The sequence below is a fragment of the Bradyrhizobium huanghuaihaiense genome, assembly GCF_007830635.1.
Classification (GTDB): domain Bacteria; phylum Pseudomonadota; class Alphaproteobacteria; order Rhizobiales; family Xanthobacteraceae; genus Bradyrhizobium; species Bradyrhizobium huanghuaihaiense.
This window is the reverse complement of the sequence record NZ_VLLA01000002.1, coordinates 499,701-512,628: the sequence shown is the minus strand read 5'-3', so window position 1 is coordinate 512,628 and position 12,928 is coordinate 499,701. Positions and strand designations below refer to the sequence as shown.

Genomic DNA, 12,928 nt, shown 5'->3' with positions numbered 1-12,928 from the left:
CCCTCAGTCCGTCAGTTGAATCTTGGCATAATGAATACCAAGATGCGGGCCAGCGCGCGCATAAAAATGATCGGCGCCTTCGGGAGGATTTTATGACGGACATGGTGCAGGCAACGGCCCCTACAGCCGCGCGCGTTAGCGACACGTATCGCTGGGCGCAATTGGCGATCGGTGTAGCGGCCATGGTGATGATCGCCAACTACCAATACGGCTGGACGTTCTTCGTCCCCGACATCCAGAAGAAGTTCGGCTGGGATCGCGCTTCGATCCAGTGGGCCTTCACGCTGTTCGTGCTGTTCGAGACATGGCTCGTGCCGGTCGAAGGATGGTTCGTCGACAAATACGGCCCGCGCATCGTGGTTCTCGTCGGCGGCGTGCTCTGCGCCATCGGCTGGGCGATCAACGCACAGGCCACCTCGCTCAACGGCTACTATCTCGGCATGATCATCGCGGGCATCGGCGCCGGTGGCGTGTACGGAACCTGCGTCGGCAACGCGCTGAAGTGGTTTCCGGACAAGCGCGGTCTTGCCGCGGGCATCACGGCGGCGGGCTTCGGTGCAGGCTCCGCCCTCACCGTCGCGCCGATCCAGGCCATGATCAAGGACAGTGGCTTCCAGACCACCTTCCTCTATTTCGGCCTCGGACAAGGCATCATCATCTGCATCCTCGCCTTCTTCCTGCTCGCACCGAAAGCGGGCCAGGTGCCGAGCGTGGTGGCGAATGCCAATATCATCCAGACCCGGCGCAACTATCAGCCGACCGAAGTGCTGCGCCAGCCGATCTTCTGGCTGATGTACTTCATGTTCGTGATCGTCGGCGCGGGTGGACTGATGGTCACCGCGAACCTGAAGCCGATCGCGGTCGACTGGAAGGTCGACAGCGTGCCGGTGACGCTGATGGCAGTGACGATGACCGCGGTGACCTTCGCAGCGACCATCGACCGCGTGCTCAACGGCCTGACGCGCCCGTTCTTCGGCTGGATCTCCGACAATATCGGCCGCGAGAACACGATGTTCATCGCCTTCGGCATGGAAGGCTTCGGCATCTGGATGCTCTACCTCTGGGGCCATGATCCGGTCTGGTTCGTGCTGCTCTCGGGCTTCGTGTTCTTCGCCTGGGGTGAGATCTACTCGCTGTTCCCCTCGACCTGCACCGACACGTTCGGCGCCAAGTTCGCGACCACCAATGCCGGCCTGCTCTACACTGCCAAGGGCACCGCCGCGCTGCTCGTCCCGGTCGCAAACCTGATGCAGCAGTCGTCGGGCACCTGGGACAGCGTGTTCATCATCGCGGCCGGCGCCAACATCCTGGCTTCGCTGCTGGCGATCGCGGTGCTGAAACCCTGGCGCAAGGTCGTGGTCGCGAAATCGACCCTCTGACACGCTTCACACAGTAACTCCAGGCAACAACGCCCGGCCTCGCGGCCGGGCGTTTTCGTTTGCCCGAAGCTTTCCTGGGTTCCGATAACCCGAACGGAACCGGGCATTTTCTTGCGTCACGGCGTGAGATAGGGCTTGCGTTCTGGAATATGGTATACCAATGTCCCCGCCGCGCTTGCGACGATAAGCCACAACATTTGCGACACCGGGTCATCTTGCAATCCCAAGTCGCAATCAATCAGGCGCGTTGGGAGGTTCTTGATGATTTCCAGCACGGACGGCGCCGTCACGGCCGCGCCTCTTCGCACCGGTTTCCGTTGGCTCCAACTCGGCATGGGCATCGTCTGCATGGCGATGATCGCCAACCTGCAATATGGCTGGACGCTGTTCGTCGATCCGATCGATGCCGCGCACCATTGGGGCCGCGCCGCGATCCAGCTCGCCTTCACCATCTTCGTCGTCACCGAGACCTGGCTGGTGCCGGTCGAGGCCTGGTTCGTCGACAAATACGGCCCGCGCATCGTCATCATGTTCGGCGGCGTGATGATCGCGCTGTCCTGGGTGCTCAACTCCTACGCCGACTCGCTAACTCTGCTCTACGCGGCCGCGGTTGTCGGTGGCATGGGCGCCGGCGCCGTGTACGGCACCTGCGTCGGCAACGCGCTGAAATGGTTTCCCGACCGCCGCGGCCTTGCCGCCGGCGCGACCGCCGCGGGCTTCGGCGCGGGCGCCGCGCTCACCATCGTCCCGATCGCGACCATGATCGCATCGAGCGGCTATCAGCAGGCGTTCCTCACCTTCGGCATCGGCCAGGGTCTGATCGTGTTCGTGCTCGCCTTCTTCATCCAGCCGCCGCGGATCTCGATCCCGCCGAGGAAGAAGCAGCTCAATTTGCCGCAGACCAAGATCGACTTCACCCCGCCGCAGGTGCTGCGCAGCCCTATTTTCTGGGTGATGTACCTCGTCTTCGTCATGGTCGCCTCCGGCGGCCTGATGACCGCGGCGCAGATCGGCCCGATCGCGCACGACTACAAGATCGCCGACACGCCGGTGACGCTCGCCGGCTTCCAGATGGCGGCGCTGACCTTCGCGATCTCGCTCGACCGCATCTTCGACGGCTTCGGACGCCCCTTCTTCGGCTGGGTCTCCGACACCATCGGCCGCGAGCACACCATGTTCATCGCCTTCGGCACCGCCGCGGTGATGCTTCTGACGCTGTCGGCCTATGGCCAGAATCCTGTTGTCTTCGTGCTCGCGACCGCGGTGTATTTCGGCGTGTTCGGCGAGATCTACTCGCTGTTCCCCGCGACCTGCGGCGACACCTTCGGCTCCAAGTTCGCAACGACCAACAACGGCATGCTCTACACCGCCAAGGGCACCGCCTCCCTGCTCGTTCCGCTCGCCAGCGTGATCTCGGCAACCTATGGCTGGAAGGCCGTGTTCGTGGTGGCGGTGGCGCTGAACGCAACGGCGGCGCTGATGGCGCTGTTCGTGATCAAGCCACTGCGCCGCTCCTTCATCCTCGGCAAGGAAGCCGAGACCGCCGACACGGCGACCGGCAGCGCCAAGACCGAGACGGCGTAATCGACCACACACGAGAGCTTTCAAGAAGGGGCGCAGTGATGCGCCCCTTTTCTTTTTAGCCTGCCGACAAACGTCAGCAATGCTGCCGCAAGATTTTTCGGATCAGCCAAATCCAGCGCTTGACGATTGGCATTATGTATACCACACTTCCTCCTGTCATTCACCCAGGGAGGTCGCAATGCTGGTCGGAGACATTCTGCGCAAGAAGACGCCGCGCGTTGTCACGGTGCGAATGAACGAAACGGTGGGTATCGCCGCCAAGCTGATGCGCGCCAACAATATCAGCGCGCTGGTGGTCAAGGACGTGGTCCGCTCCGAGGGCAACACCGCGGTCGGCATGTTCACCGAGCGCGACGTGGTGCGCGCCGTCGCCGAGCACGGCGCCAATGCCGTCAACGTCAAGGTCTCGCAGCTCGTGTCGGTGCAGCAGCTCGTCTCCTGCACCTCCACCGATACGATCGAGCACGTGCGGCACCTGATGAACCGTCATCACATCCGTCACTTGCCGGTCATCGACGATTACAGCCTCGTCTCCGTCATCAGCATGCGCGACATCGCCGCTGCGATGGACGAGGCGATCAACGGCACGCCGCAAGCGGCAGCCTAACAAGCGGCAAAACTTCCCCTGCGACTACCGGCCCCGGCTCGGATCCATCCGAGCCGGACCGGATCTTTCGTCCCAAAATCCGGTCTCTGCTCGCGAGGATTTCATGAAGATCTGCATCTACGGCGCCGGCGCGATCGGCGGATATCTCGGAGTTCAGCTCGCGCGCGCGGGCGCCGACGTCAGCCTGGTCGCACGCGGCGCGCACCTCGCCGCCATGCGCGAGCGCGGCCTGACGCTGCTCGCCGGCGATGAGACGCACACCGTGCATCCGCGCTGCACCGACGATCCCACCGAGCTCGGCGTGCAGGACTACATCATCATCACGCTGAAGGCGCATTCGATCACCGGCGTGATCGAGAAGATGCAGCCGCTGCTCGGGCCCCACACCCGCATCGTCACCGCCGTCAACGGCATCCCCTATTGGTATTTCTACAAGCACGGCGGCCAATACGAGAACTCGACGCTGGAGAGCATCGACCCCGGCGGTCGGCAATGGCGCGAGATCGGCGCCGAGCGCGCCATCGGCTGCATCGTCTATCCCGCCACCGAGATCGAGGCGCCGGGCGTGATCCGTCACGTCTACGGCAACAATTTCCCGCTCGGCGAGCCCTCCGGCGAGGTCACGTCCGACGTACAGCGTCTCGCCGATCTCTTCGTCGCCGCCGGCCTGAAGGCGCCGGTGCTCGACCGCATCCGCGACGAGATCTGGCTCAAGCTCTGGGGCAATGTCTGCTTCAACCCGATCAGCGCGCTGACCCACGCCACGCTCGACGTGATCTGCACCGATCCCGCCACGCGGGCGCTGTCGCGCGCGATCATGGTGGAGACTCAAGGCATCGCCGAGACGTTCGGGGTCAAATTCCGCGTCGACGTCGAGCGCCGCATCGAGGGCGCCCGCAAGGTCGGCGCGCACAAGACCTCGATGCTGCAGGATCTCGAGCGCGGCCGCCCGATGGAGATCGACCCGCTCGTGACCGTGGTGCAGGAGATGGGCCGCCTCACCGGCATCGCGACGCCCGCGCTCGACTCGGTGCTGGCGATGGTGAGCCAGCGCGCCCGCATCGCCGGCCTCTATGACGGCGTCTCGACAACCGATCCGCGTGCACTGGCGGTGGCGTGATGGCGGGCGAGATGAAGAAGTGGCTGCGCTTTCGCCATGCCGGCACGGCCGGCTTCGGCACGCTGACGTCCTCCGGCATCAGCGTGCACGAGGGCGAACTGTTCGGCCGCAATGCCGCGACCGGCAGGACGCTGGCGCTGTCGGAGGTCGAGCTGCTCGCGCCCTGCGCACCGAGCAAGATCGTTGCGCTCTGGAATAATTTTCACGCGCTCGCGGCCAAGCTGAACCAGCCCGAGCCGCCGGAGCCGCTGTATCTGCTGAAGGCCACCACCAGCATCACGACGCCGGGCGCCGTGATCCGCCGCCCCTCCTACTACGACGGCAAGACGACTTACGAGGGCGAGCTCGGCATCGTCATCGGCAAGACCTGCGCCCGCGTGTCGCCGGCTGAGGCCGACGGCTTCATCTTCGGCTACACCTGCGTCAACGACATCACCGCCAACGACATCCTGACCAGCGATCCGACTTTCCCGCAATGGGCGCGCGCCAAGGGCATCGACGATTACGGTCCGTTCGGTCCTGTGATCGCGACTGGCCTCGATCCCGCAAAACTCACCGTGCGCACCATCCTCAACGGCGCCGAGCGGCAGAACTACCCGATCTCGGACATGATTTTTTCGGCGCAGGAATTGGTCAGCAGGATCTCCCACGACATGACCCTGCTCCCCGGCGACCTCATCGCCGTCGGCACCTCAGTCGGCGTCGGCGTGATGAAGGAGCCGGTGAACACGGTCACCGTTGCGATCGACGGCATCGGCGAGCTCACCAACGAATTTCGGCTGTAGCGGCGGACGCAGTGCCGTAGCCCGGATGGAGCCAACGGGTCGGCGCCAAGCGCCGCCCGATGACAGGCTCCGCGTAATCCGGGACCTTCGCATGACGATGGACCGACCCGGATTGCGCTTTGCTCCATCCGGGCTACAGGCTACGGCCCGACCATCATTCCCCGGCGCAACTCCATCGTGACCTCGGAATGCTCGCCGGCCATGTTCGCCGCAGCGCGGCAAAATTGATCCAGCGCAAATCGCGCCGTCGCGGCCGCCATTATCCTTCCCGGCAACAGATCGATGTCTGATGCAAGGGAGGACGCCATGACGAACGCAAGCAATGCACTCTTGTGGACGGCTATATACTTTGCTCTCTCGTTCGCTGCGATCTTCGTGGTCTGGTTCGCCGACAAGATGCGCTCGAACTTCCTCGGGAAATGAGAGCGAGCACGACGCCGTAGCCCGGATGAGCGGAGCGATATCCGGGACAGACCTTGACGTGGTCCCGCATGTCGCCGCCTACATGCGGTCTACGATCCTCTCTCCGTCATTCCGGGGCGCGACGAAGTCGCGAGCTACGGTGCGCAATTGCGCACCTGAGAATCCATAACCACGACGGCGATTGGGTGAGACGTTGCGCGCCACGCCGACCTCGCTTCAATACAACCGCCCGTGGTTATGGATTCCGGGCTCGGCGCTGCGCGCCGCCCCGGAATGACGGCGGAGTATGTTGGCAGCCACGGCCCCAACCAATCGGGAAAATCCGGCACCTCTCTACGCCGCTCCACCGATCGGCTGACGCAACCAGTCGTGGATTTCGCGCCGCCACGCGCATCCGGCAACCCGCTCGCCCTTGATCTCGGTTCCGCTCTCCAATAGCAATCATGGCGAAATTGTGTGCCGGCGTGAGGAATTCACGATGTGGCTGTTTTTCCTGGTTGCCTGGTTTGCCCTGCTCGCCGTCATCGCGATCCTCGCCCAGCAGGCGTTCGGTTACGACGTCGGTCACCTATCGGCGTGGTTCGCGGCCCTGTCCGTGCCGCAGCGCATCGCGTCCGGCACGATCCTGGCCGCAGGCCTGACGCTGATCGGCGCAACCGCCTGGCGGCTCTCGCGCCAGGACCGGCGCCTCGACACGCTGCGCGACCGACTGAAGAAGACCCGGGAAGACGTCGTCGTCGCCCACGCCCTGCAAAACCACCTCGACGCCACCGTCCAGCACCTGATCGAGAGCGATCCACGGGAGGCCGTCTCCGCCCTTCACGACAAGCTCGGCGAGACCGAGCAGCGCGCGCTGCTGCAGCAGGGCCGCAACGAAGCCACCGACATGCACGACCAGCTCGCCGAGATCCGCCGCCGCCAGCAGGCGCTGCGCGAGATGGTCGGCAAGGTCGCCGACCAGCGCCGCGCGGTCGAACCCGTCTTCACCGAGATTCGCGACCGCCAGAACCAGCTCGAACGCTCCCTGCACGACCTCGAGACCGACGACCGCAAGAACAACCTCGCCGACCGCCTGAAGGACATCGCGCGCGACGTGTCGGCGCTGCTGACACGGGTGAGCGCGGTCCAGGACACGTTCGCGACCCTCAACCAGTACAAGGAGGATCTGGCGAAGTCCCATGCCGAGCTGGCGCCGCTGCGCTCGACAGACGCCGGCATCAACGCCCTGATCGGCGAGCTCAGCCTCAGCCATGACCGCCTGGAAAAAAGCATCGACGAGCTCGAGACCGGCGGCGAGGCGCCGCTCGGCAGCCGCGTCGAGACGCTGTCGAAGAACAAGATCGAGATCGAGCAGCGCCTCGTGCGCATCGACGACAGCTTCAACATCCTGAAAAGCATCCGCCTCGACTTCGAGGAGCTCGGCCAGCGCCGGGGGCAGCTCGAACGCGCGATCGCGGAGGTCGAGACCGATGGCGACGGCAAGAGTCTCATTGAGCGCCAGAATGCGCTGAACGATTTCGTCCTCCAGTCGCGCCAGCGCCTCGGCGCGTTGCAGGAGACGCTGGCGACGCTGAACGCCTTCAAGACAGAGCTGTCGAAGTCGCAGGCCGACCTCGTCCCGCTGAAGGCTCCGGTATTCGGCATCGAGGCGATGATCGCGGAGGTCAGCACCACGCGCGACCTCCTCGCCAAGACCGTCGGCGAGATCGAGGCGAACGCGGGCGTCACACTCGACTCGCGCGTCGACGCGCTGACGAAAAGCAAGCGCGAGGTCGAAGACCGCCTCGCCCGCGTCTTCGACAATTTCAATGCGCTCGATGCCCCACGCAAGGACATCGGCGGCATCTTCGCGACGATCAGGAATAGTTTGAACCGGATCGGGTGAAGCGCGGCTGCTGCAGGGACGTCCCCGGATGGGCGATAGCGACATCCGGGACGCATGCGGCCACAAGCACCCCGGATATCGCTGCGCTCATCCGGGCTACGACACCGCCAGCCGGCCCCGAAACATCCAGACACATCACATCTGCGTACGCCCGATCAATGCCGCCAACATGTCCCGTGCGCGCCGCAACTTGGACGCATTCGGCCGCCCTTCTGTGAGGCGTGTCTGGGGGCACGGCCTGGCCGTGTTTGGACCAAACCTTCTAGGGGGTATGACTGTGAAGAAGATTGTATTTGTTCTGGGTGCCACGCTTGCTCTGGTGACGGCTGCGAACGCTGCCGATTTGCCGCGCCGCCAGCCCGTGCCGGTCTATCCGGCGGAGCAGGCCCCGATCGGAAAGATGCCGATTGGAAAGAGCCCGGTTGGCAAGGCCCCGATCGGCAAGGCGCCCGGCCCGGTCGCGGCGCGCTACTGACGCGCAGACTCTGCGTAAGCGGCCGACAGTCGAGGGGGCATAGCGTGACGAACAGAGCTGATCGATCGGGATCCTGCATCCTCGCGGGGCTCGCCCTCGCCGCCATGATCGCGTGCACGACGCCCACGGCCTCGGCCCACGAAGCGAACAAGCGCGTTGCCGATGCCAACGCGCTTGCCACGTCCGAGACCGCATCGCGGCCTCAACCGCAAGCGACGCGGCGCCCCGTCGCGCGCGCGGAGAAAGGCCCCTACTACGTCGACTTCCGCGCCAGGACGGCGGCGAGCTGGGGCCATGCCTTCGTCTGGTACGGCAAGACCAGCGAGAAGGCGGTCGAGGTCGCGGGCCTGACGCCGGCCGGCGACACGCTCGCTTACGTGCTCGGTCACATCACCTTTGTGCCGTCCGAAACCGGCGCGAGCTACGGCGACCTCGATCCGGAATATCTGACCGCGAACTATCGGGTCTACCTGAACGAGGCCGACGCCAAGCGCGTGTTCGCCTACATCAAGAAATTGCAGGCGAACTCGCCGGTATGGAACGCCGAGACCGCCAACTGCACCGGCTTCATCGGCGATATCGCCGAGTTCATGGGCCTAGAGGTCCCCAATCGCTGGCAGCGTCCGGAAAAGTTCGTCAACCGCCTCAAGGAAATGAACGGCGGCCGGCAGATGGTGCGGCTGTCGGCGGAGTAGCGGCAGCCTCAGTTGTCCGTGCCCCGGACGCAGCGCAGCGTCCCCTTCGACGATGCGCTGCAGAGCCGGGGCCCATCTCTCAAAGCATTCGCGGAATGTGGGTCCCGGCTCTGCGCCGCAACGCCAAGAGGCGTTGCAGCGCGTCCGGGACACGAGACCATCCAAATTATCCGCCCGGCGGAATCCCTCTCACTCCCCGCATGACACCCCGCCTCCACCGCACACCCCTGCAATAGACATTTCCCACCCCCGGCGGCATCCTGCCGCCATCAAACGATAACAGAGCGCCACGCGGGGCGCGGGGAAACAGATCATGCTGCAGACACGGTTCACCAGGCTCGTCGGCGTCGAGCACCCGATCGTCCAGGGCGGCATGCAATGGGTCGGACGGGCCGGGCTGGTCGCCGCCGTCGCCAATGCCGGCGCGCTCGGCTTCATCACCGCGCTGACGCAGCCGACGCCGGAGGACCTGACCAAGGAGATCGCGCGCTGCCGCGACCTCACGGACAAGCCGTTCGGCGTCAACCTCACCATCCTGCCCGCGATCAAGCCGCCGCCCTACGCCGAATACCGTGCCGCCATCATCGAGGCCGGCATCAAGGTGGTCGAGACCGCCGGCAACAAGCCGCAGGAGCATGTCGACGAGTTCAAGAAGAACGGCGTCAAGGTCGTGCACAAATGCACCAGCGTCCGCCACGCCCTCTCGGCCGAGCGCATGGGCGTCGACGCCATCTCGATCGACGGTTTTGAATGCGCCGGCCACCCCGGCGAGGACGACACGCCCGGCCTGATCCTGATCCCGGCCGCCGCCAACAAGGTCAAGATCCCCATGATCGCCTCCGGCGGCTTTGCCGATGCCCGCGGCCTCGTCGCGGCGCTGGCGCTGGGTGCGGAAGGGATCAACATGGGCACCCGCTTCATGGCCACCAAGGAGAGCCCGATCCACCAACTCATCAAGGAGAAGATCGTCGCCAATGACGAGCGCGAGACCGAGCTGATCTTCCGCACCATGCGCAACACCTCGCGCGTCGCCAAGAACGAGATCTCGACCAAGGTCGTCGCGATGGAGAAGGAGGGCGCCAAGTTCGAGGACATCCGCGAGCTCGTTGCGGGGGCCCGCGGCAAGATGGTCTATGCGACCGGCAATTCGGATGAAGGGATCTGGTCGGCCGGCCAGGTGCAGGGCCTGATCCAGGACATCCCGAGCTGCGGCGAGCTGATCTCCCGCATCGTGCGCGAGGCCGAAGCGATCATTCGCAGCCGGCTCGAAGGCATGATCGCTCAGCCAAGCGCGCAAGCTGCGGAATAATCACTGCAAGAAGCGAGAGTAATTCATGAAGGCTTACGTCTACGGCCCTGAAGGCGCTCGGATTTCCGACGTCGCTCAACCAAAGCCGAAAGGCACGCAGGTGCTGGTAAAGGTCCGCGCCTGCGGGCTGAACCGCGCCGACACCGGCATGCGCAAGGGTCACGCCCATGGCGCGGCCGGCGGCGTCGGCACCGTGCTCGGAATGGAATGGGCCGGCGAAGTCGCCGAGCTCGGGCCCGATGCGAAGGGCGTCAAAGTCGGCGACCGCGTCATGGGATCCGGCGGCGCGGCGTTTGCTGAATACACGCTGGCCGATCACGGCCGGCTGTTCCGCGCGCCCTCGAACATGAATTTCGAGGAGGCCGCCACCCTCCCCGTCGCGCTGGCGACTATGCACAACGCCGTGGTCACCGTCGGCGGGGTGCAGCCGGGGCAAGCCGTGCTGATCCAGGGGGCCAGCTCCGGCGTCGGCCTGATGGCGATGCAGATCGCAAAACTCAAGGGCGCCAGGCTCGTGATCGGCTCGTCGACCGATGCCTACCGCCGCGGCCGGCTGAAGGAATACGGCGCCGACCTCGCGGTCGACTCCTCCGACCCCAAATGGGTCGACGAGGTGCTGAAGGCGACGGACGGCGAAGGCGTCGACCTCATCGTCGACCAGGTCTCCGGCAAGGTCGCAAACCAGAACCTCGCCGCGACCAAGGTTTTGGGCCGCATCGTCAATGTCGGCCGGCTCGGCGGCACCCACGCAGATTTCAACTTCGACCTGCATGCGGCCCGCCGCATCAGCTATATCGGCGTCACCTTCCGCACCCGCACCATCGAGGAGGTCCGCGCGATTTTTGAGGAGGTCCGCAAGGACATCTGGGGCGCGGTGGAGTCGCGCAAGCTGCAGCTGCCGATCGACAAGGTCTATGCGTTCGACCAGATCGACCAGGCGTTCGAGCACATGGAGGCGAACAAGCATCTAGGGAAGATCGTGGTGACGCTTTGAGGGTCAGACTCGGCCAAAGCGACGGTCCCGTAGGCTGGGCAAAGCGGCTCGTCCGCCGTAGCTCGAAGAGCGAAGGCGGAAGCGTGCCCACCATCCGTCAGTGATCGCGGAAGAACGTGGGCACGGCGCTTTGCGCCTTTGCCCACCCTACGAGACTGAGCTAGTGGCATAAGCCACCATTCAATTCAGAAGCATTCGCAATGGCTTCGCTCCTGCAACTCACTTGCGACTACAGCTGTGGATGGCCGCTTGATGTTCAGCCTCAGGCTGCTAAATCCCCGCCATGAACTCCCAGCACAATAAAACCTCGGTCGCGGCCATCTCGATCTTCGCCAGCGGCGGCATGGCGGCGGCCAAGTTCGTGGTCGGGATCGCGATCGGCTCGCTGGCGCTGATCTCCGAGGCCCTGCATTCCTCGATCGACCTGGTCGCGACCATCATCACCTGGGCGGTGGTGCGGGTGTCCGACAAGCCGGCGGATGAAGAGCACCATTACGGCCACGGCAAGCTGGAAAGCATCTCGGCACTGGGCGTCACCGCCCTGCTCTACGTGCTCGCCGGCGGCATCCTGGTCGAATCCTATAGCCGGCTGCGCGAGGGGACGCCGCCGCCGACCATCTCGGCCGTGCCGTTCGTCGTGCTGGTGATCGACATCGCCGTCAATCTCTGGCGCGCCCGCGCCCTGCACCGCGCCGCGCGGGAGACCCGAAGCCAGGCGCTCGCCGCGGATGCGCTCCACTTCGCCTCCGACGTGATGGGCTCCTGCGCCGTGATCGTCGGCCTGATCCTCGCCGCCCTCGGCTTCTGGTGGGGTGACGCCGCGGCCGCCGCCGCGGTCGCCGTGATGATCGCGCTGCTTGGCCTGCGCATGGCCGGCTCGACCGTGCAGACGCTGCTCGACCGCGCGCCGGAGGGCGCCCAGGAGAGGGCCACGGCCGCGATCAGGAGCGTTCCCGGCGTGATCGACGTCGAGCGGCTGCGCGTGCGCATGGTCGGGGCGACCACCTTCATCGACACCATCGCAAAGGTGCCGCGGACCTACCCGATCGACCGCGTCGAGGAGATCAAGCGCAAGGCACAGGCCGCCGTCGACAAGGCGTTCGGCGATGCCGACCTCACCTTCACCGCGGTCCCGGTCGCGCGCAACAACGAGACCGTCCGCGACCGCATCATGGTGATCGCGCGCAATTCGAGCCTCGCCATCCACCACGTCACGGTGCACGACCTCGGAGCCAAGCTGATCGTCGGCATCGATCTCGAGGTCGATGCCGGGATGCGGCTCGACGCGGCCCATGACATCGCCAATACGCTGGAGCGCAACATCAAGGAGGAGTTCGGCGAGGACGTCGAGGTCGACGTCCACATCGAGCCGCTGGAACCGGAACTGCCGTTCGGCGTCGACGCCGCGCCAGAAAGGGTGCAGACCATCGCCGCCGCGCTGGCCGAGTTCGCCGGCGAAGGCGAGATCCACGACATCCATAATGTGCGCGTCCGCAACACCGACGCCGGCGAGATCGTCAACTTCCACTGCCGCGCCGCGCCGTCGATGAGCGTGATCAAGGTGCACGAGCAGGTCGATGCGATCGAGCGCGCGTTGCGCCGCGCGTTTCCCAGCGTGAAGCGCGTCATCAGTCACGCCGAGCCGCCGCGCGTGTGACGCGGATTGCGCGAT

The 12,928-nt window shown here is 65.2% G+C and carries 13 protein-coding genes; 11 read left to right on the top strand and 2 right to left on the bottom strand.

The features are described 5' to 3' along the window. Positions 1-92 precede the first annotated feature (92 nt). On the top strand, positions 93-1,379 hold the full coding sequence (gene oxlT, locus IQ16_RS06325) for an oxalate/formate MFS antiporter (RefSeq protein ID WP_018647759.1): 1,287 nt from the start codon (positions 93-95) through the stop codon (positions 1,377-1,379). Positions 1,380-1,495: 116 nt separating this feature from the next. Here the strand turns inward: oxlT (IQ16_RS06325) and IQ16_RS45030 are convergent, their stop codons facing one another. After that, positions 1,496-1,654, bottom strand: coding sequence for a hypothetical protein (locus tag IQ16_RS45030; protein ID WP_158646913.1), 159 nt, complete (start codon positions 1,652-1,654; stop codon positions 1,496-1,498). Between IQ16_RS45030 and oxlT (IQ16_RS06320) the strand changes: the two genes are divergently transcribed. The 4 genes from oxlT (IQ16_RS06320) to IQ16_RS06305 all read left to right on the top strand — a co-directional run bounded on the left by oxlT (IQ16_RS06320) (position 1,641) and on the right by IQ16_RS06305 (position 5,475). Continuing rightward, complete coding sequence (gene oxlT, locus IQ16_RS06320) at positions 1,641-2,963, top strand: oxalate/formate MFS antiporter (RefSeq protein WP_018647760.1); 1,323 nt, start codon at positions 1,641-1,643, stop codon at positions 2,961-2,963. The two genes, IQ16_RS45030 and oxlT (IQ16_RS06320), sit on opposite strands and share 14 nt — an antisense overlap. A gap of 178 nt (positions 2,964-3,141) precedes the next feature. After that, positions 3,142-3,570 carry a CBS domain-containing protein gene (locus IQ16_RS06315; RefSeq protein WP_018647761.1) on the top strand — a complete coding sequence of 143 codons (429 nt, stop codon included), beginning with the start codon at positions 3,142-3,144 and terminating at the stop codon, positions 3,568-3,570. A 103-nt stretch (positions 3,571-3,673) separates the two neighbouring features. Then, the gene (locus tag IQ16_RS06310) at positions 3,674-4,690 is read left to right on the top strand and encodes a 2-dehydropantoate 2-reductase (protein WP_018647762.1); all 1,017 of its coding nucleotides are present in this window, start codon (positions 3,674-3,676) and stop codon (positions 4,688-4,690) included. An 11-nt stretch (positions 4,691-4,701) separates the two neighbouring features. Then, on the top strand, positions 4,702-5,475 hold the full coding sequence (locus IQ16_RS06305) for a fumarylacetoacetate hydrolase family protein (RefSeq protein WP_035668164.1): 774 nt from the start codon (positions 4,702-4,704) through the stop codon (positions 5,473-5,475). A 140-nt stretch (positions 5,476-5,615) separates the two neighbouring features. Here the strand turns inward: IQ16_RS06305 and IQ16_RS45025 are convergent, their stop codons facing one another. Continuing rightward, a complete protein-coding gene (locus IQ16_RS45025; protein ID WP_018647764.1) occupies positions 5,616-5,870 on the bottom strand; it encodes a hypothetical protein in 255 nt (84 codons plus the stop codon). 506 nt (positions 5,871-6,376) lie between these two features. On the opposite strand from IQ16_RS45025, the gene IQ16_RS06300 reads away from it, so the two are divergent. The 6 genes from IQ16_RS06300 to IQ16_RS06275 all read left to right on the top strand — a co-directional run bounded on the left by IQ16_RS06300 (position 6,377) and on the right by IQ16_RS06275 (position 12,913). Further along, the gene (locus tag IQ16_RS06300) at positions 6,377-7,783 is read left to right on the top strand and encodes a hypothetical protein (RefSeq protein ID WP_026312772.1); all 1,407 of its coding nucleotides are present in this window, start codon (positions 6,377-6,379) and stop codon (positions 7,781-7,783) included. 271 nt (positions 7,784-8,054) lie between these two features. Then, entirely contained in the window at positions 8,055-8,258 is a 204-nt protein-coding gene (locus tag IQ16_RS06295) for a hypothetical protein (RefSeq protein WP_018647766.1), read from the top strand. A gap of 44 nt (positions 8,259-8,302) precedes the next feature. Beyond that, complete coding sequence (locus IQ16_RS06290; RefSeq protein WP_018647767.1) at positions 8,303-8,953, top strand: hypothetical protein; 651 nt, start codon at positions 8,303-8,305, stop codon at positions 8,951-8,953. Between the two features lie 313 nt (positions 8,954-9,266). Continuing rightward, entirely contained in the window at positions 9,267-10,262 is a 996-nt protein-coding gene (locus tag IQ16_RS06285) for an NAD(P)H-dependent flavin oxidoreductase (RefSeq protein ID WP_018647768.1), read from the top strand. A 25-nt stretch (positions 10,263-10,287) separates the two neighbouring features. After that, entirely contained in the window at positions 10,288-11,256 is a 969-nt protein-coding gene (locus tag IQ16_RS06280) for a zinc-binding dehydrogenase (RefSeq protein ID WP_018647769.1), read from the top strand. Positions 11,257-11,539: 283 nt separating this feature from the next. Continuing rightward, entirely contained in the window at positions 11,540-12,913 is a 1,374-nt protein-coding gene (locus tag IQ16_RS06275) for a cation-efflux pump (RefSeq protein ID WP_018647770.1), read from the top strand. The last annotated feature ends 15 nt before the right edge of the window (positions 12,914-12,928 follow it).

Coding starts and splice junctions, on each gene's coding strand:
- oxlT (WP_018647759.1), top strand. CDS start 93: ATGACGGACATGGTGCAGGCAACGGCCCCTACAGCCGCGCGCGTTAGC.
- oxlT (WP_018647760.1), top strand. CDS start 1,641: ATGATTTCCAGCACGGACGGCGCCGTCACGGCCGCGCCTCTTCGCACC.
- IQ16_RS06315 (WP_018647761.1), top strand. CDS start 3,142: ATGCTGGTCGGAGACATTCTGCGCAAGAAGACGCCGCGCGTTGTCACG.
- IQ16_RS06310 (WP_018647762.1), top strand. CDS start 3,674: ATGAAGATCTGCATCTACGGCGCCGGCGCGATCGGCGGATATCTCGGA.
- IQ16_RS06305 (WP_035668164.1), top strand. CDS start 4,702: ATGAAGAAGTGGCTGCGCTTTCGCCATGCCGGCACGGCCGGCTTCGGC.
- IQ16_RS06300 (WP_026312772.1), top strand. CDS start 6,377: ATGTGGCTGTTTTTCCTGGTTGCCTGGTTTGCCCTGCTCGCCGTCATC.
- IQ16_RS06295 (WP_018647766.1), top strand. CDS start 8,055: ATGACTGTGAAGAAGATTGTATTTGTTCTGGGTGCCACGCTTGCTCTG.
- IQ16_RS06285 (WP_018647768.1), top strand. CDS start 9,267: ATGCTGCAGACACGGTTCACCAGGCTCGTCGGCGTCGAGCACCCGATC.
- IQ16_RS06280 (WP_018647769.1), top strand. CDS start 10,288: ATGAAGGCTTACGTCTACGGCCCTGAAGGCGCTCGGATTTCCGACGTC.
- IQ16_RS06275 (WP_018647770.1), top strand. CDS start 11,540: ATGAACTCCCAGCACAATAAAACCTCGGTCGCGGCCATCTCGATCTTC.